The organism is Curtobacterium sp. MCLR17_058 (assembly GCF_003234705.2).
Classification (GTDB): domain Bacteria; phylum Actinomycetota; class Actinomycetes; order Actinomycetales; family Microbacteriaceae; genus Curtobacterium; species Curtobacterium flaccumfaciens.
Genome location: NZ_CP126262.1, coordinates 129,968 through 148,057 on the forward strand (window position 1 = coordinate 129,968; position 18,090 = coordinate 148,057).

The 18,090-nt window shown below is 71.9% G+C and carries 19 protein-coding genes; 13 read left to right on the plus strand and 6 right to left on the minus strand.

Annotation, left to right across the window (positions count from 1 at the left end):
• The first annotated feature begins 2 nt into the window (after positions 1–2).
• Complete coding sequence (locus tag DEJ11_RS00605; RefSeq protein WP_111105124.1) at positions 3–2,213, plus strand: MMPL family transporter; 2,211 nt, start codon at positions 3–5, stop codon at positions 2,211–2,213.
• A 114-nt stretch (positions 2,214–2,327) separates the two neighbouring features.
• Here DEJ11_RS00605 and DEJ11_RS00610 read toward each other — a convergent pair whose 3' ends face one another.
• Complete coding sequence (locus tag DEJ11_RS00610; RefSeq protein ID WP_111105125.1) at positions 2,328–3,014, minus strand: DUF4232 domain-containing protein; 687 nt, start codon at positions 3,012–3,014, stop codon at positions 2,328–2,330.
• Positions 3,015–3,113: 99 nt separating this feature from the next.
• Between DEJ11_RS00610 and DEJ11_RS00615 the strand changes: the two genes are divergently transcribed.
• The gene (locus DEJ11_RS00615) at positions 3,114–3,389 is read left to right on the plus strand and encodes a hypothetical protein (RefSeq protein WP_111022401.1); all 276 of its coding nucleotides are present in this window, start codon (positions 3,114–3,116) and stop codon (positions 3,387–3,389) included.
• A gap of 89 nt (positions 3,390–3,478) precedes the next feature.
• Here DEJ11_RS00615 and DEJ11_RS00620 read toward each other — a convergent pair whose 3' ends face one another.
• Positions 3,479–3,877: an NUDIX hydrolase gene (locus tag DEJ11_RS00620; protein ID WP_083404464.1), complete on the minus strand. Its 399-nt coding sequence runs from the start codon at positions 3,875–3,877 to the stop codon at positions 3,479–3,481.
• A gap of 35 nt (positions 3,878–3,912) precedes the next feature.
• Positions 3,913–5,235 (minus strand): glutamyl-tRNA reductase, encoded by a 1,323-nt coding sequence (locus DEJ11_RS00625; protein WP_111105126.1) that lies wholly within the window; start codon positions 5,233–5,235, stop codon positions 3,913–3,915.
• A gap of 38 nt (positions 5,236–5,273) precedes the next feature.
• Here DEJ11_RS00625 and hemE point away from each other — a divergent pair, with 38 nt between their 5' ends.
• From hemE to hemL, 11 genes are all read left to right on the plus strand, one after another.
• Positions 5,274–6,410 (plus strand): uroporphyrinogen decarboxylase, encoded by a 1,137-nt coding sequence (gene hemE, locus DEJ11_RS00630; protein ID WP_111028758.1) that lies wholly within the window; start codon positions 5,274–5,276, stop codon positions 6,408–6,410.
• Positions 6,407–7,723: a protoporphyrinogen/coproporphyrinogen oxidase gene (locus DEJ11_RS00635; protein ID WP_111105127.1), complete on the plus strand. Its 1,317-nt coding sequence runs from the start codon at positions 6,407–6,409 to the stop codon at positions 7,721–7,723. The genes hemE and DEJ11_RS00635 overlap by 4 nt, the downstream gene beginning before the upstream one ends.
• A gap of 100 nt (positions 7,724–7,823) precedes the next feature.
• Complete coding sequence (locus DEJ11_RS00640; RefSeq protein WP_017887727.1) at positions 7,824–8,078, plus strand: hypothetical protein; 255 nt, start codon at positions 7,824–7,826, stop codon at positions 8,076–8,078.
• On the plus strand, positions 8,075–8,533 hold the full coding sequence (locus DEJ11_RS00645; protein WP_071404474.1) for a phage holin family protein: 459 nt from the start codon (positions 8,075–8,077) through the stop codon (positions 8,531–8,533). Before DEJ11_RS00640 ends, DEJ11_RS00645 begins: the two co-directional genes overlap by 4 nt.
• Positions 8,534–8,574: 41 nt before the next feature.
• Positions 8,575–8,805, plus strand: coding sequence for a DUF3618 domain-containing protein (locus DEJ11_RS00650; protein ID WP_071404475.1), 231 nt, complete (start codon positions 8,575–8,577; stop codon positions 8,803–8,805).
• A gap of 68 nt (positions 8,806–8,873) precedes the next feature.
• On the plus strand, positions 8,874–9,641 hold the full coding sequence (hemQ, locus tag DEJ11_RS00655) for a hydrogen peroxide-dependent heme synthase (protein WP_228513031.1): 768 nt from the start codon (positions 8,874–8,876) through the stop codon (positions 9,639–9,641).
• Entirely contained in the window at positions 9,638–10,870 is a 1,233-nt protein-coding gene (locus DEJ11_RS00660) for a ferrochelatase (protein WP_111105128.1), read from the plus strand. The genes hemQ and DEJ11_RS00660 overlap by 4 nt, the downstream gene beginning before the upstream one ends.
• Entirely contained in the window at positions 10,867–11,919 is a 1,053-nt protein-coding gene (gene hemC / locus DEJ11_RS00665; RefSeq protein WP_258375553.1) for a hydroxymethylbilane synthase, read from the plus strand. Before DEJ11_RS00660 ends, hemC begins: the two co-directional genes overlap by 4 nt.
• A 258-nt stretch (positions 11,920–12,177) precedes the next feature.
• Positions 12,178–12,759, plus strand: coding sequence for a uroporphyrinogen-III synthase (locus DEJ11_RS00670; protein WP_258375554.1), 582 nt, complete (start codon positions 12,178–12,180; stop codon positions 12,757–12,759).
• A complete protein-coding gene (gene hemB, locus DEJ11_RS00675; protein ID WP_258375555.1) occupies positions 12,756–13,811 on the plus strand; it encodes a porphobilinogen synthase in 1,056 nt (351 codons plus the stop codon). Before DEJ11_RS00670 ends, hemB begins: the two co-directional genes overlap by 4 nt.
• Positions 13,808–15,139, plus strand: coding sequence for a glutamate-1-semialdehyde 2,1-aminomutase (gene hemL / locus DEJ11_RS00680; protein WP_111028754.1), 1,332 nt, complete (start codon positions 13,808–13,810; stop codon positions 15,137–15,139). The genes hemB and hemL overlap by 4 nt, the downstream gene beginning before the upstream one ends.
• A 48-nt stretch (positions 15,140–15,187) precedes the next feature.
• On the opposite strand, the gene DEJ11_RS00685 is transcribed toward hemL, so the two are convergent.
• The 3 genes from DEJ11_RS00685 to DEJ11_RS00695 all read right to left on the minus strand — a co-directional run bounded on the left by DEJ11_RS00685 (position 15,188) and on the right by DEJ11_RS00695 (position 18,087).
• Positions 15,188–15,871 carry a hypothetical protein gene (locus DEJ11_RS00685; protein ID WP_071404479.1) on the minus strand — a complete coding sequence of 228 codons (684 nt, stop codon included), beginning with the start codon at positions 15,869–15,871 and terminating at the stop codon, positions 15,188–15,190.
• A 99-nt stretch (positions 15,872–15,970) separates the two neighbouring features.
• Entirely contained in the window at positions 15,971–16,768 is a 798-nt protein-coding gene (locus tag DEJ11_RS00690; RefSeq protein ID WP_111105131.1) for an ABC transporter ATP-binding protein, read from the minus strand.
• A complete protein-coding gene (locus tag DEJ11_RS00695) occupies positions 16,765–18,087 on the minus strand; it encodes a GntR family transcriptional regulator (RefSeq protein WP_111105132.1) in 1,323 nt (440 codons plus the stop codon). The genes DEJ11_RS00690 and DEJ11_RS00695 overlap by 4 nt, the downstream gene beginning before the upstream one ends.
• Positions 18,088–18,090: the final 3 nt, after the last annotated feature.

Consider the following 18,090-nt stretch of genomic DNA (forward strand, 5'->3'; position numbering starts at 1 on the left):
TCATGCCCAAGGTCCTCGCCGCGATCGGACGCTTCAGCGCCCGGCACCGGCTCATCATCGTCGCCGTCTGGTTGGTGCTCTTCGCGGGCCTCACCGCGGTCACCGCCGCCGGCATGGACACCAGTGCCACCGGCTCGGCCGGCAACACGACCGCCGCCGCGAAGGCGCTCACCGTCGTCAACGAGAAGTTCGACCTCGGTTCCTCGTCGTCGGGCGACGCGAAGACGCTGCAGCTCGTCCTCCAGGCGCGAGACGGAGCGAAGGTCACCGACCAGGCCACCGCCGCCGAGGTGCAGGCAGTCCTCGCCGACGCGAAGCGCCTTCCTCACGTGCAGACGGTCTCGGACCCGTTCGCCCAGCGGAGCCCGATGGTCTCGAAGGACGGCACCACGGTCATCTCCACGCTGACCTTCTCCGGCGTCACCGAGGCGAACCAGGAGAAGACGTACGACACGGTCCTGGACTTCGCAGCCGACCACCGTGCTGCCTTCCACGCCGAGGTCGGCGGACACCTGTTCGGCGACACCTACGCCACCTTCGGTCCCGGCGAGGTCATCGGGATCCTGGTCGCGTTCCTGGTGCTGTTCCTGACGTTCGGTTCGCTCCTGGCCGCCGGAGCGAACATGCTCGTCGCGATCTCCGGGGTCGCCGTCGGGACGGTCGGTGTCCTCGCGTACTCCGCGATCAACCCGATCCAGGGGACCACCCTGACGCTCGCGACCATGCTCGGCCTCGCCGTCGGGATCGACTACACGCTGTTCATCCTCACCCGGTTCCGCTCGGAGCTCCGTGAGGGGCGCAGTGTCGTCGACGCGGTCGCCCGGGCCACCGGCACCGCGGGCACCGCAGTCGTGTTCGCGGGCCTTACGGTCATCATCGCCCTCGTGGGTCTCGTCGTGACCGGCAACGAGGTCATCACCGTGATGGGCTTCGCCGGAGCGTTCAGCGTCCTGATCGCGGTGCTGATGGCCCTCACGCTGCTCCCCGTCATCCTGGGGACCCTCGGGTTGCGCGCCCTGCCCCGGAAGCACCGGGAACTCCTCGCCGCCGGCCAACCGATCCCGCAGCGTCCCGCGAACCGCAAGAACTTCCTCCGCGGGTGGGCCAGGTTCGTCACCGGACGCCCGTGGCTCGCACTCTTCGGCGCCGTCGTCGTCCTCGGGCTCGTCGCCGCACCGGTCCTCGACATGAAGACGGCCTCCAACATCCCCGGTGGCTCCGACCCGACGTCGTCCGAGCGGAAGGCCTACGACCTGATCGTCGACGAGTTCGGCGGCATCCAGTCCCCGCTGCTCGTGCTCGTGCAGGGCGACGACGTCACCAGCAACCTCACCGCGGTCGAGGACGAGATCTCGGGCCTCGACCACGTCGAAGCCGTCGTCCCCGGCCAGGTCACGAAGACCGACGACGCCGCACTCCTCACCGTCATCCCGACCGGCGGTCCGATCGCCGAGAGCACGAAGCAGCTCGTCACGGACATCCGCGACGAGACCACGGCGATCAGCGGCGTGCGCGTCGAGGTGACCGGCGAGACCGCGATCGGGCTCGACGACACCGCGCAGATGAACCGGGCACTGATCACCTACATCATCGTGATCGTCGCGCTGTCGTTCCTGCTCCTGATCGTGATGTTCCGGTCCCTGCTCGTGCCCCTGTTCGCCACCCTCGGGTACCTGTTCTCCGTCGGAGCGGCGTTCGGCGCATCGGTCGCGATCTTCCAGTGGGGCTGGCTCGACCCGCTCATCGCCGCACCCCAGGGCGACCCGATGTTGAGCCTGCTGCCGATCATCCTGGTCGGGGTCCTGTTCGGGCTGGCGATGGACTACCAGGTGTTCCTCGTGTCCCGGATGAAGGAAGAACACTCCCGTGGGCTGAGCCCGAAGGACGCCGTGTTCTCCGGGTTCACCAAGTCCGGCACCGTCCTCGTCGCAGCAGCCACGATCATGGCCGTCGTCTTCGCCGGCTTCGCCACGAGTGAGATGGCCGTCGCTGCCTCGATCGCCGTCGGGCTGCTCGTCGGGGTCCTCGCAGACGCCTTCCTGGTGCGGATGATGATCATGCCGGCGCTCCTCACACTCTGCGGGGAAGCAGCCTGGTGGATGCCGAAGTGGATGCAGAAGGTCATCCCGAACCTGGACACCGAGGGCCACGGACTCGACCGGGCTCCCGAGCACGACCGGGGGACCGGGGCCATCCCGGTGCCGGTCAGCTAGTCGGTCAGCACGTCAAGACCGAAGAAGCCGTCCCGCTGCGATCGCAGCGGGACGGCTCCGTCCGTGGCGGCAGCAGCCCGTGCTCGGGACCCGCCGAGACCGCCCGGCTGACCGCTACGAGGTCGCCTGCCCCTCCGGTACGAACGCCTGCACGGACAGCAGTGAGGCATCGGCCGACGCACACGCCTGGAAGTCGGTGTCCTTCACGAACAGGGACTGCTTCGACCCAGGCGGGTACACGCGGAAGCCGTCCGGGGTCTTGGGCGAGCAGTCGCCCGCCGAGTAGTTCTCGGCCCGGACGATCTTCAGCGGTGCCACGGCGGTCTTCCCGGGCGCCAGCGTCACGGTGGGGTGCGGCGAGCTCTTCTCCGCGACGGCCGCCGCTCCGATCTGCTTGCCGGTGCCACCCCCGACGAACGAGACGCCGGGCCACCCCTGCACCGTGCAGGTCGTCGACCCGGTGTTCTCGAGTACCAGGTGCACGATGACGCTGCCGGCGGCACCACCACTGCCGGCCTCGATGCGTCCGGCGAGCGACGATGCCGCGCACCGGTCACCAGCAGACGAACCGGTGGCACCGGATCCGGTGGACGGCCCAGAACCGGACCCGGAGGACGGTGCCGCCGAGGCGGACTCCTCCGACGACTGCGGGGTGGACGCCGACGCGGACGGCGACGGTGCGGGCGCCGTGACGGTCTCGGTGGCGGCGGGCTGCCCGTCCGAGGCGCACCCCGCCAGTGTCCCGACGGCGACGAGCCCGGTCACGACGAGCAGGAACTTCGATCGGCTGCTGCGTTGCATGGTGCACAGGCAACCACCGAACGCCGCATCCGGTTCGGTCGGCGTCCAGGGACCACGGGCACACTCCGAGGCAAGCAACCCGAGCAGCGGAGGTCGGACATGACGGGCAAGCACGAACAGGCACGAGGCGACGAGGGTCGCGCGGACGGGGTCGAACCCCGCGCCGGAGCCTTCACGGACAGCGAGATCCCGGGCGACGAGCACGTCGAGTCGACGGAGCCCGTCGGCGAGTTCGTCTCGAGCGACATCCCCGGCGAGACGCGTCCGACCGGAACCGGACCCGACGGCGAGTACGTCGACTCGGACATCCCCGGCGAGGCCGAGCCGGCCCAGAACGGCGAGGTCGGGGAGTACACCGACACCGACAAGGCCTGACGAACCCGAGCCGATGCGAGCCCATACTCAAGGATGAGTACTCATCCTTGAGTATGGGCTCCTCTGCGTCGTCGCTCTGCGCCTGACGGTCAGTCGATCAGCTCCGCCGCCACCAGGCGGCGGAGCGTCTCCACGCCCGCAGGCGGGCAGCGGTCCGCGTCGGCGGAGGTGACCCACTCGACCTCGTCCACCTCGGCGGAGGCGACGGGCGTGGCGGAGTCCAGCGGGCCTCCCGGCCGGACCAGGAACAGCGTCATCGCCACCATGGTCCCCGGAGCCTGCCCGTGGGCGGGCTCGAGCACGACGCCGAACGGGTCGACGTCGTCGGCGGTGAGCCGCAGGCCGGTCTCCTCGTACGCCTCGCGCACCGCGGCCTCGACGTCGGTCTCGTGCGGCTCCGCCTTGCCGCCGGGCAGGTAGAGCACGTCGCGCGCCCGGGCGCGCACCATCAGGACGCGTCGGTCACGCACCAGCAGCAGCGCACTCACGCGCAGCGTGGGTGGTTGCGAGCCTGTCTGGAGGCTCAGCTCGCGTCCGCCTGGTCGTCGCGATCCGAGGCGGTCGGGTCCAGTGCCGTGCGGTCGGCCAGCGGGACGACGGGCGACGGCAGCTCCGGCTCGGCCTCCGGCCGGACGCCGTACAGGGAGTCGATCGCCCCGACGAACTCCTCGCCGCGACCGGCGCGACCGAGCTCACGAGCGCGGACCGAGGGACGGTGCAGCAGGACGCCGACCAGGTGCCGGAGCGCCCGCTCGGTGTGCTCGACGGACTCGCCGTCGGCGTCCGCGCGGCGCTTGGCCCGCTCGATCTCGTCGTCGAGGATGTCGAACACGTGCTTGCGGAACGCCACGAGCGCCGGGGTCGTCGACTGCTCCATCGCCTGCGCGCGGAACCGTGACACGGCGTCGTCGACCATCGCGCGGGCCTCGGACTCGGCGTTCAGCTCGGAGATCGGGGCGTGGATGCTGATCGTCTCGAGGTCGAGCAGTTCGACGCCGTCGACGCCGGCGGCAGCGGGGTCGACGTTGCGGGGGAGCCCGAGGTCGATGACGATGCGGCGGACCCCGTCGTCGAGGTCGGCCGGTGCGACGACCGGGACCTCGCTCGAGGTGCAGGTGATCAGGACGTCGCTCTCGCCGATGGCCTGGCGCAGGTCGCGGGCGGCGACGAGGTCGTGCTTGGCGGCGAACCAGGGTGCCCGGCCCGAGGGCGAGAACACCTGGATGTTCGTGGCGCCGCGGTCACGCAGGGCGGCGATGGTGGTGGCCGCGTAGCTGCCGGTGCCGACGAGCAGCACGCGGGTGCGGGCCCAGTCGGTGACCCGCGACGAGGCGAGTTCGAGGCCGAGGCGCACGAGGGACCGGCCGGCGGCACCGATGCGGGTGCGGGTCTTGACGCCGCGCGAGGTGTGCGCGGCCTCTTGGAACAGGCGCTCGAGGTCCGAGGTGGTGGTGCCGTTCGACCGGGCGTCCTCGAGCGAGCGACGGACCTGGCCGGAGATCTCGGTCTCGCCGACGACGACGGACTCGAGACCGCTCGACACGGCGAACAGGTGCTGCACGACGTCCTTGCCGTCCAGCACGTTGACGGAGTCCAGGACCTCGGTGGCGTCCAGGTCGCTCGCGGCGGCCACGGCCTGCACGGTGGCGGAGACGGCGGACTCGCTCTCGTCGCCCGCGATGTCGAGGTACGCCTCGAAACGGTTGCAGGTCGCGAGGACCACTGCACCGTCCAGGACGCCGGCATCCGTGACGAGTCGGCTGGCTGCCGCGGGTGCACCGATGCTCAGTCGCTCCAGGAGATCGAAGCTGGCGTTGCGATGCGACGCCGTGAGACAGATGAGCACGTAGTCAATGGTAACGCGCTCGATGGGAGAATCATCCGGTGACCGAAGCGACGACCACATCCCTCCCCGACTCCCACCCCCTGGCATCAGGGCGGACGAGTGGTTCCCGCCTGGTGCGGGCCCTGCGGGGTGACCGTCCGGAGACGCTCCCGGTGTGGTTCATGCGGCAGGCCGGACGGTCCCTGCCGGAGTACCGGGAGCTTCGGATCGGCACAGCCATGCTCGATGCGTGCCTCGACCCGGAGATGGCGTCGGAGATCACCCTGCAGCCGGTGCGCCGGCACGGGGTCGACGCGGGCATCTTCTTCAGCGACATCGTCGTGCCGATCAAGCTCGCCGGTGTGGACGTCGAGATCGTCCCCGGTCGTGGCCCGGTGCTCTCGTCGCCGATCCGCACCCCCGCTGACGTCGACGCCCTCGAGCAGCTCGACCCCGCGGCCCTCGCCCCGATCGAGCAGGCCGTCCGACGCACGGTCGAGCAGCTCGGCGACACCCCGCTGATCGGCTTCGCGGGGGCGCCGTTCACCCTCGCCGCCTACCTGGTCGAGGGTGGCCCGTCCAAGGACCACATCCGCGCCCGCACGCTCATGCACGCCGACCCCGAGACCTGGTCGCGGCTGCTCGCCTGGGCCGCCGAGGTGTCCGGGATGTTCCTCCGGGCACAGGTGCTCGCCGGGGCCTCGGCCGCGCAGCTCTTCGACTCGTGGGTCGGGTCGCTCTCCCGCGCCGACTACGTCCGGTCCGTCGCACCGCACTCCGCCCAGGCGATGTCGCACGTCGCCGAGCTCGGGGTGCCGCGCATCCACTTCGGCGTGGGCAGCGGCGAGGTCCTGGCCGACATGACGACCTTCGGCACGGACACCGTCGGCGTCGACGCGGTCGGGGTCGACTGGCGCCTGCCGCTCGACCAGGCGGTCCAGCGCGTCGGCACCGGCGTCAGCGTGCAGGGCAACATCGACCCGGCGATGCTCTCGGCACCGTGGGACGTCCTCGAAGCGCACGTCCGCGACGTCGTCCGTCGGGGTGGCGCCGCACGGGCCCACGTCGTGAACCTCGGCCACGGGGTCCCGCCCGAGACCGACCCGGACGTCCTGACCCGCGTGGTCGAGCTGGTCCACTCGCTCGGCGACGGCCGCGCGGACGACGGTGCAGCGCAGGACGGAGCCGGCGCGTGACCGACGTCGTCGTGGTCGGCGGCGGGATCGCCGGGCTCGTCACCGCCCGTGACCTCGCCAAGGGCGGTGCCCACGTGGTGCTCGTCGAGTCCTCGGGTGCGCTCGGGGGCATGATCCGTCGGCACACCGTCGGTGGGATCGACCTCGACATGGCGGCGGACTCCTTCGCCACCCGCACGGACGCCGTCGGTCGCCTGGCGATCGAGCTCGGGCTCGGCAACGACGTCGTCGCCCCCGACCCCCGCGGCGCCTGGCTGATGACCCGCGACGGCCGGACCTCCCCGATCCCGGCGACCGGGCTCCTCGGCATCCCGAGCACCCCGATGGCCGCCGACGTGCTGGCCGTGGTCGGGCAGAAGGGCGGTCTGCGCGCCCAGATGGACTCGCTGCTGCCGGCACCGGTGGGTGCCAAGGCCTCCTCGCTCGGCGAACTCGTCCGCCGGCGCATGGGGGAGCGGGTGCTCGACGACCTCGTGGTGCCGATCGCCGGTGGGGTGCACTCCACCCACCCCGACCAGCTCGACCCCGACCGGGTGGCCCCGGGCCTGCGCGCCGCGCTGCTGCGCGAGGGCTCGCTCGCCCGGGCGGTCCTGTCGCTGCGGGCACGCGCGGCCGCCGGTACCCCGGTGCAGGGGATCCGCGGTGGGACGGTGCGCCTGGTGGACGAGCTCGTCGCCGACATGGCGACCTACGGGGTGGACGTCCGGCTGCACACCCGGGCGACCCGCATCGAGGCGCACGCGGTCGAGATCGTCGGCGCCGACGGCACGACCGAACGGCTGCCGGCTCAACACACCCTGTCCTCCGTCGCCGACCCGGAGCGCACCGCCGCCCCCGACCGGACCGGTATCCAGCTCGTCACGCTCGTCGTCGACCAACCGGAGCTCGATGCCGCCCCGCGCGGAACCGGGATGCTCGTGCACCCGGACGCGCAGGCCGTGTCGGCGAAGGCCCTCACGCACGCGACGGTGAAGTGGCCGTGGCTGGCCGACGTGGCGGACGGACGCCACGTCCTGCGGCTCAGCTACGCGACCACCGCGACGGACCCTGCGGGCGTCGCCACGAGCCTCCCGGTCGCCCCGACCGACCCCGTCGGCAGCCGTGCGCTGCAGGACGCGTCCACGCTGCTCGGTGTGCCGATCACGGCCGACCGCGTCAGCGGCGCCGCACGCGTCGGCTGGTACGGACCGGACCTCACCGCGGCCGGGCTGGCCGAGGGCGTCGTCGGCATCGGTGAAGCCTCGACCGGACGCGGCCTGGCGGGGATCATCGCCGCCGCTCGGACGGCAGCCGACGAGATCCTCGGTTCCTGAGCGGACCGCGCAGCCCCTGAGGGCTACTGTTGGTCAGACCGCCGGACGTATTCCGTTCGGTGCATGACCACCGCACAACCAATGCACGGAGGAATCGCACATGCGCGGAAAGCTCCTGTTCGTCGCCGGCGCCGCACTCGGGTACGTCCTGGGATCGCGAGCCGGACGGGCGCGGTACGAGCAGATCAAGACCGTCAGCGGCAAGGTCTGGAACAGCAACGGCGTCCAGAAGGGCGTGCACGTCGCCGAGGACTTCATCGCCGACAAGACCCCGGACGTCGCCGAGTTCATCGGTGAGACGACCAAGAAGGCCGTCCGCAAGGTCGGCCAGAAGAAGGACACCACCACCTCATGACCGACACCCGCGATCGCAAGTCGCGTTCGCTGTTCGGCCTGGTCGGTGACGTCCCGAAGCTCGTCAAGGGCCTGGTCAAGGGCGAGATCGACCTGCTCAAGGCCGAGATGCTCGCGAAGGCGAAGATCTTCGGCCTCGCAGCCGGCCTGCTGGTCGGGGCGCTCGTCGTCGTGCTCTACGCGATCGGCGTCTTGCTGACCGCAGCCGTGATGGGCCTCGCGACCGTGATGCCGGCGTGGCTGGCCGCACTGGTGGTGGCCGTGGTGATGCTGATCATCGCCGCGATCCTCGGCCTGATCGGCTGGAAGCGCCTGAAGAAGGGCCTGCCGATCACGCCGAAGCGCACGATCGCCAGCGTCAAGGACGACATCAACGCGGTCAAGGGCCTCGGCAAGAAGCCGACGCCGCCGACGCAGTACGGCAGCCGCAAGCCGGACGTCGACGGCCGCTCCTGAGCACCGACAGCCCCGACAGCCGCACCACCGACGGAGGAACCGTGACCGACCCGCACGACGATCTCGCTGCTCGCGTCGCCGCGACCCGCGCCCAGCTGTTCGACACCCTCGACGCGATCGAGGACAAGCTCAACGTCCCGAAGCAGATCGGGATCGCGGCGTCGAAGTTCAAGCGCGGCCTCGACGAGAAGCCGGTGCCCTACCTGGCCGGTCTCGCAGCCGGGGTAGCGGTGGTCGGGGGTATCGTCGTGCTGGTGCTCCGACGGCGGTAGACCGCCCGAGCGCGGTCCACCGGAGGCGGGGCGGCCAACACCCTGGCAACCGATAGGACAATGGATCCATGAGCTCCGACGCGCCCACGAACACCGGGCCCGTGCCCGCGCACGACCACCCCCACACGGAACCCGCCGAGACCGGTCACCCGGACTCCGGGATCGACCCGAACCTGCTGACGGCCTACGCCCTCTGGGCAGTGTTCCGCCGGCCCCTCGGTCCGGTCCACCGCGTCGGCGACGACGCCGTGGCCGAACTCGACACCGTGATCGCCAGCGCCGCCGAGCGCGGGGTCACGATCCGTGGCTTCTACGACGTCTCGGCCTTCCGTGCCGACGCCGACGTCATGGTCTGGCTGCACGGCGACGACGCGCAGGCCATCCAGGCCGTGCTGCGTGAGATCCGTCGCACCGGCCTCTTCCAGGACGCCGAGCCGGTCTGGCACGTGATGGCCATGCACCGCGAGGCCGAGTTCAACAAGCGGCACACCCCCGCGTTCCTGCGCGGCAAGGACCCCGAGGCGTGGATCACGGTGTACCCGTTCGTCCGCTCCTACGAGTGGTACCTGCTCCCGGAAGAGGAGCGCTCGAAGATGCTCCGCGACCACGGCATCGCCGGTGCGAAGTACCGCCGCGTGCTCACGAACACCATCGCGACCTTCGCCCTGAGCGACTACGAGTGGATCCTGCCGCTCGAGAGCCCGGACCTCGTCGACCTGGTCGACCTGATGCGCGATCTCCGCTACACCGAAGCGCGCATGCACGTGCGCGAAGAGGTCCCCTTCTTCACGGGTCGTCGCGTGACGACCGCCGAACTCCCGGAGGTGCTGTCATGACCGACACCAGCATGATCACGAACGGCCAGGTCCTCGCCGCCACCCCCGCGGCGGCGTCCGGTCCCGAGCACGTCGAGACGCCGACCGCGTACGACGCGATCCTGCTCGCCGGCTTCGGTGGCCCCGAGGGCCAGGACGACGTCATCCCCTTCCTGCGCAACGTCACCCGCGGCCGCGGGATCCCGGACGAGCGTCTCGAAGAAGTGGCGCACCACTACCGCCACTTCGGCGGCGTGAGCCCGATCAACGCGCAGAACCGTGCGCTCAAGGCGGCGCTCGAGGCCGAGCTGGCGTCGCGCGGCATCGACATGCCGGTCCTCTGGGGCAACCGCAACTGGGAGCCGTACCTGGAGCAGGCGTTCACCGAGGCGGCGGACAAGGGCTACACGAAGCTCGTCGCCATCGCCACGAGCGCGTACTCGTCGTTCTCGAGCTGCCGGCAGTACCGCGAGGACTACGCCCGCGTGCTCAACGAGACCGGTCTGATCGACACCATCCAGATCGACAAGGTCCGCCAGTTCTTCGACCACCCGGGCTTCGTCCGCCCGTTCATCGACGGCGTCCGCGACGGCATGGCCCGCGCGATCGCCGAGAACGAGGGCCTGGACGTCGCGACCGAGCTGCAGGTGCTCTTCTCGACGCACTCCATCCCCTCGACCGACGCCGCCCGCTCGGGTCCCGACTACCGCGGGTTCGACGAGCACGGCGCGTACGAGGCGCAGCACCTGGCCGTCGGCGAGGTCGTGCTCGACCAGGCCTGGGCCGAGCTCCTCGAGCAGCCCGAGCACGCACACCTGCAGGGCACGTCGAAGCCCGCCTGGAAGCTCGTCTACCAGTCGCGCTCCGGCCCCCCGACGCAGCCGTGGCTCGAGCCCGACATCAACGACTACATGAACGAGGACCTCAAGGGCGGCCCGACCCGTGCCGTGCTGATCGTCCCGCTCGGCTTCGTCAGCGACCACATGGAGGTCATGTGGGACCTCGACGAGGAAGCCACCGAGACCGCCGGTGAGCTCGGCTTCTGGTCGCTCCGCACGCAGACCCCCGGCATCGACCCGGCCTACGTGTCCGGTCTCGTCGACCTGGTGTTCGAGCGGGTCAACGGCACGCCGAAGGCCGAGCGTCCGCACATGACCGACATCGGCCCCTGGTACGACGTGTGCCGTCCGGGGTGCTGCGAGAACGTGCGAGCGGGGTTCAAGCCCGCCGCCGCGGGCGTCGCTCCGTGACCGACACGACCGTGAACGACCCCAGCGCCACAGCGCCCGACGGCCCGGCCCCGATCCGGCTCGGCACCCGTGCCAGCCGGCTCGCGGTCGCGCAGTCGCAGGACGTCGCCGACCGCCTGGCGAAGGCGGCCGGTCGCCCCGTCGAGCTCGTCACCGTCACGAGCGAGGGCGACACGAACCGTGCCTCCCTGGCGTCGCTCGGCGGCACCGGTGTCTTCGCCAGCGCCCTGCGTGAAGCCCTGGTCGCCGGCGAGGTCGACGTCCTCGTGCACTCGCTCAAGGACCTGCCAACCGCGCCGTACCCGGGCCTGACGATCGGTGCCGTGCCGAAGCGTGCGGACGCCCGTGACGTCCTCGTCGCCCGGAACGGCGCCACCGTCGACACCCTGCCCGAGGGCGCGAAGGTCGGCACCGGTTCGCCCCGCCGTGCCGCGCAGCTCCGTGCGCAGCGCCCCGACCTCGACGTGGTCGACATCCGCGGCAACATCGACACCCGCCTCGGCCGGGTGGACGACGACCTCGACGCCGTGGTGCTCGCCGCCGCGGGCCTCGGCCGCATCGACCGCCTGTCGGCCGCCACGGAACTGCTCGACCTCGGTTTCTGGCCGAGTGCTCCCGGACAGGGTGCGCTCGCGGTGGAGATCCGCTCGGACGAGACCGACCGTGGGCTGCTCGCCGCACTCCGCAAGATCGAGCACGCCCACACGCGCCTGACGGTGACGGCCGAGCGCGAGGTCCTCGCCAAGCTCGAGGCCGGCTGCTCCGCCCCGATCGGTGCGACGGCCGTCGTGGACGCCGAGCTGCTGCTCGTGTCCGCGACCGTCTACCGCCCCGACGGCACCGAGTACCGCACCGCGTCGCACGCGGCCGTGCTCGACGGTTCGGCGCAGGAGCGTCTCGACGAAGCGCTCGCGGTCGGTGGCCGTGTGGCGACCGAGTTGCTCGAGAACGGCGCTGCCGACCTTGCCGACCTGGCGACCACCGTCGCCGAGGACACCACGGACGGGCCGTACACCGCGGGCCCCGGCCTCGCGACGCCGGCCGAGTAGGCGGTCACCACGGAACCCTCCACCACCGCGACGGACGAGGCGCGACCCCCGGTCGTCCTCGTCCCGCGTGGCGGTGCGTGGGGGGACCGGGTCGCTGAAGCGGCGCGGGCCCGAGGGCTCGCGCCCGTCGTCGTCCCCCTCATCACGGACGCTCCGCCGTCCGACCCTGCCGCGCTCGATGCTGCGGTCCGCCGCCTGGTCGCCTCCGGGGCGGCCGGGAGGAACGGATCACCCGGTCCTGTCGGTGACCGAACCCCTGTGGCTGGTTACGCATGGGTGGTGGTGACCAGTGCGACGGCCGTGACGGTCCTGTCGGAACGCGTGGCGGGCCTCCCGGCCGGGGTGCGCGTCGCCGCGGTCGGCGAGCCGACCGCCCGTGCCGCGCGCGCTGCGGGCTGGGTCGTCGACCTGGTGCCGGACGAGACGTCCGCAGCCGGCCTGGTGCAGGAGTTGCCGGACACCGACGGCACCGTGCTGTTCCCCCGCTCCGAGATCGCGGCACCCACGCTCGTCGACGGCCTCCGTGCCCGCGGCATCGACGTGGACGACGTGGTCGCGTACCGTACCGTGGGGACCGGCGACGAGCCGATCACCCTCGAGACGACGCCCGCTGCGGTGCTCGTGACGAGCGGCAGCGTCGCCCGCGAGATCGCCCGCCGGATGACCCCGCTCGACCCCCGCACCATCGTGGCCTGCATCGGCCCCGGGACCGCGAACGACGCCCGTGCGGCCGGACTCCCCGTGCACGCCGTCGGAGGCACCCGGTCCGCAGAAGCCCTGCTCGACGCCGTCGTCGAGGCACTGAACCCAACCACCCCCCACCAGGAAGGTCACCCGTGACTGGACGCTTCCCCCAGGTCCGCCCCCGTCGGCTTCGCGCCACCCCCGCGATGCGACGACTCGTGGCCGAGACCCGGCTCCACCCCGCCGAGCTCGTGCTGCCGATGTTCATCCGCGAAGGCGCGAACGACGCCGTGGACATCTCGAGCATGCCGGGGGTGCAGCAGCACTCCCTCGATTCCTTCCGCCGCGCGCTGGTCGACGCCGCATCGGTGGGTGTGGGTGGCGTGAACCTGTTCGGCGTGCCGACCACGAAGGACGCGGAGGGCTCCGGCGCGACCGACCCGGACGGGATCCTCAACGTGGCGATCCGCGTCGCTCGGCAGGAGGTGGGGGATGCCCTCGTGGTGCAGTCCGACCTGTGCCTCGACGAGTTCACCGACCACGGACACTGCGGTGTGCTCGCCGCCGACGGCTCCGTCGACAACGACGCCACCCTGCTGCGCTACCGCGACATGGCGGTCGCACAGGCCGAAGCCGGTGCCGAGCTGGTCTGCATGAGCGGCATGATGGACGGCCAGATCGCCGCCGCACGTGACGCCCTCGACGGCGCCGGGCACAGCGGCACCGCGCTGCTCGCCTACGCCGCCAAGTACGCCTCGGCGTTCTACGGTCCCTTCCGCGAGGCCGTGTCGTCGTCACTCGTCGGCGACCGCCGGACGTACCAGATCGACGCCGCGAACGGTCGGCAGGGGCTCCGCGAGGTCGAGCTCGACGTCAACGAGGGCGCCGACATCGTGATGGTGAAGCCGGCGATGAGCTACCTCGACGTGCTCGCCGAGACCGCTGCGACCTCGCCTGTGCCGGTCTGGGCGTACCAGATCTCCGGCGAGTACGCGATGATCACCGCAGCAGCGCAGAACGGGTGGATCGACCGCGACGCCGCCGCGATGGAGTCGCTCGTCGGCATCAAGCGCGCCGGTGCCGACGCGATCCTGACCTACTTCGCCGTCGACATCGCGCGGAAGCTCAACGAGGAAGCGGGCCTCCGCACCTCGGGCAGCACCGCGGGCGTCGCCGGCATCGCCTCGACCGGGAAGGCCCCCGAATGACCACGAACGACCAGCTCTTCGGCCGTGCCAAGAACGCGATCCCGGGTGGCGTGAACTCCCCGGTCCGCGCCTACGGGTCGGTCGGCGGCACCCCGCGGTTCCTGGTGTCCGCGAAGGGCGCCTACGTCACCGACGCCGAGGGTCGCGAGTACGTCGACCTCGTCGCGTCGTGGGGTCCCGCGATCCTCGGGCACGCCCACCCCGGCACGGTCGAAGCCGTGCAGCAGGCCGCCGCGCGCGGACTGTCGTTCGGGGCGTCGACCCCGGGCGAGACCGAGCTGGCCGAACTCGTGAAGCAGCGGGTGTCGGTGGACGGCGACGGCCCCATCGAGAAGCTCCGCATGGTGTCGACCGGCACCGAGGCCACGATGACCGCGATCCGGCTGGCCCGCGGCTACACCGGTCGCGACCTGCTCGTGAAGTTCGCCGGCCACTACCACGGGCACTCGGACTCCCTGCTGGCCGAGGCCGGCTCGGGCGTCGCGACCCTGGCCATGCCGGGCAGTGCGGGCATCACCGCCGAGACCGCCGCGCAGACCCTCGTGCTGCCGTACAACGACCTCGACGCCGTCCGCCGGGCCTTCGACGAGCACTCCGAGCGCATCGCCGCCGTCATCGTCGAGTCGGCCGCCGCGAACATGGGCGTCCTGGCACCCGAGCGCGGCTTCAACCGTGCCCTGGCGCAGATCACCCGGTCGCACGGGGCGCTGCTCATCGTCGACGAGGTCCTGACCGGGTTCCGCGTCGGTGCTGCCGGCTGGTGGGGCCTCGAGGCGTCGAAGGTCGTGCCGGACGGTGCCGGGTGGAAGCCCGACCTCATCACGTTCGGCAAGGTCATCGGCGGTGGCATGCCCCTCGCCGCACTCGGCGGACGGCGCGAGGTCATGGACTTCCTCGCCCCGCTCGGGCCGGTGTACCAGGCGGGGACCCTGTCGGGGAACCCGTTGGCCGTCGCCGCCGGCATCGCCACGCTGCGGGCCGCGACGCCGTCGGTGTACGAGTCGCTGAACGGTACCGCTGCCGTCATCTCCGCGGCCACGTCGGAGGCCCTGTCGGCCGAGGGCGTCGCCCACACCGTGCAGCGCGCCGGCAACCTGTTCTCGTTCGCGTTCACCGAGCAGGCACCGCGGAACTACGACGACGTGCGAGCACAGGACGTGTTCCGCTACGCGCCGTTCTTCCACGCGATGCTCGACGCCGGGGTGACCCTGCCGCCGAGCGTCTTCGAGGCGTGGTTCGTGACGGCCGCACACGACGACCGCGCGGTCGGACGGATCCTCGACGCCCTGCCTGCGGCCGCGAAGGCTGCTGCCGCCGCGACCGTGTGACGGGCGCGGAGGCTGCTGCCGCCGCGCCCGCGTGACGGGCGTCGGGGCTCAGGAGCAGTCGGCCTTCGTGAAGGTCGTGTCGACGGTCTTCGACGAGCCCTCGAACTTGTACGTGTACCGCATGTCGACGTCCTCGTCGAGGAGCTTCTTCGTCTCGCTGTTCGAGCAGAGGTTCGGCCCGACGGCGTCGCGGATGGCACCCTCGGTGATCGAGGCCGGATCGACGTTCGACGACACCGTGTAGTCGTAGTGGATCGCGGCGCCCTCGGCCTCGATCCCGGTCCACGTCGTGACGGAGTCGACCTGCTTGGGCAGGTCGCTCTGCTCGCGGATCTGCTCGACGGCCTTCGAGACCTTCTCTTCCGTGGAGTCGCTGAAGGCCGCGTTGAGGCCCTGGCGGACGAGGAAGGCCACCACCACAGCGACGACGACGCCTAGCACCGAGATCAGGACGCGCTTGCCCCGGGAGGACGACGACTTGGGCGGGGGTGCGTACGGAGCGGCTCCGGCGGGGGCTGCCTGGGCGTACGGCTGGCCGGCGGGCTGCTGCGGCTGCTGCGCGTAGGGCTGGCCTGCGGGCTGCTGCTGCGCGTACGGCTGGCCTGCGGGCTGCTGCTGGGGCTGGCCGGCGGGCTGCTGCGGGTACTGCTGGCCGTTCGGCTGGCCGGCGTTGGGCTGCCCGTCGTTCGGCTGCGGCTCGGACCCCGGGTAGGGCGGCGGCGTGTTCGTCATGGTTCCCCCTGGTGACGGTCCGCGGCGTGACACCGTGGTGCGGTGCCGGGTCCCTCCCCGACACGGGCCGCGGACACTGAACGGCCATTCAAGCACGCGTCAGGCGGATCGGCGTGCCGCCCAGCGCCCTTCCGACCGCAGGATCGCGAGCGGGAAGTCGAACGCGTGCGACACCGCCGACGACGTGATGACCTCGTCCGAGGTTCCCTGGGCCACGACGGCACCGTCGCGGAGCAGCATCGCGTGCGACGTCGAGGCCGGCAGGTCCTCCAGGTGGTGGGTCACCATGACGCTGCCCAGCTCGGGATGCCGGTGCCGCAGCGCGTCGACGGTCTCGAGCAGGTGCTCCCGTGCGGCGACGTCGAGCCCGGTCGCCGGTTCGTCGAGCAGCAGCAGCTGGGGTTCGCACATCAGGGCACGGGCGATGAGGGCGCGTCCCCGCTCGCCCTGCGAGAGCACCGGCCAGCGGGCGTCGCGTCGTGCGGTGAGCCCGACGTCGGCGATGTGCTGCTCGGCCAGCGCGACCTGCTCGGCCGAGGGGTCCCACCGCATCATGAGGTCCGTCGTGCCGGTCAGTCCGGTCAGGACGGTCTCGAGCACCGTGAGCGGCGAGAGCATCCGGTGCCGGGGGTCGACGTGGCCGATGTGCTCCCGGAGTTCGCGGACGTCGACGCGTCCGAGCCGGCGGCCGAGGACCTCGACCGTGCCGGCGGTGGGGTGTCCGGTCGCGCCGAGGACGGCCAGCAGCGTGGACTTGCCGGCGCCGTTCGGTCCGAGCAGCGCCCAGTGCTCCCCGCGCCGGACGGTCAGGTCGACGTCGTGCAGCAGGTCGCGGCCGGAGCGCGTGACGCGGACCCCGGTGGCGTGGATCAGGACGTCGTCGTGCGGGGCGGTCATGACCCCATCGTGCCCCACCGGGCCGTGACGTCGTCCACGTGCGCCCGTGCGACGTCGACGAACCGGCGGGCCGCGGCCCGGGCGGCACCGACGTCTCCGCTGCCGGCCGCTGAGTCGAGCGCCAGCCAGAGCGCTTCAGCGTCCCACTGCCGGAACGCCGGGGCCTCGGGCAGCGCGTAGGCGAGCCGGGCCATCGAGAGGCGGAGGGCCTGCCGCGTCCAGCGGTTGCCGGACTGCTCGGCCAGGAACCGGGTGACGGCGAACGCGCTCTCCGTGTACCGGTGGTCGCGCACCTGGCCGTCCGCCCGCGCCCGTTCGACGAGCGCGCGGAACTCCTCGAGCGCGGGTCCCTGCAGGCCGGGCAGGACGTGGACGGCACCGTGCGTGAAGACGCCGGGGAGCAGTTCCATGGTGTCACGCCAGGTCGCGAGCGACGGTTCCACGATGCGGTACCGACCGCCGTCGTCCTCGACGAGCCCGAGGTCGTGCAGCCAGCGCAGCCCGTCGAGGACCTGCTCGGGTGGAGCACCGGTCCGTGTCACGAGGTCCTCGAGCGTGTGCCTGGACCCGACCGCCAACGCGTCGGAGCGGACGTCGCGGAGCAGGGCGCGGCCGACCGGGCCGACACGCTGTTCGGTGGTGTCGTCCGCCGAGCGGCTCGTCCGCGGGACCCCGACGTTCCGCCGGTGGATCTCGAACAGCCCGTCGATGACCTCTGCCGCGGTGGTCGCGACTGCCGGGTCGCCGGTGCCCACGGCACGGCCGGTGGTCACGAACCACGCGTGCACGTCGTGGACCGACCAGGTCTGGGTGGGGACGCGTGCCCATCGCATCCGCTCGAACGCACGCAGGCCCAGGCTGCGCACCAGGGTGTTCGGGGAGTGCTCGAACCAGAACTGGCAGGCGGCGGAGAACGCTGTCGGGTACTCCGGCAGCCGGAGGGCAGCGGTGGTGCGAGCCCGCGCGACCCGGCGATCGAGCTCGGCGTGCAACTCCGGGGTGAGCGCCGGGATCGTCGCGCGGAGGGCCGGGCCGACCAGGGACACCCAGAAGTCCAGTGTGTCCGAGAGGTCGGCGTCCGAGAGCTCCTCGTACCACCACGTGCCGTCCGGGCCCCGGGACAGGATGCCGAGGTCCTCGAGCCGAGCGGCCGCTGCACGGACGCGGCCGCGGGACGTGCCCCACTCCCAGCTCAGTGCTTCGAGGTCGACGGCCACGGGCCCGCGGGGGCCGGTCCGGACGTGGGCGAGCAGGGACGCGTAGGCGTCGTCGTTCGCCGCCGCCCAGGGGTCGGCGTCACCCCAGTCGCCGACGACCACGGG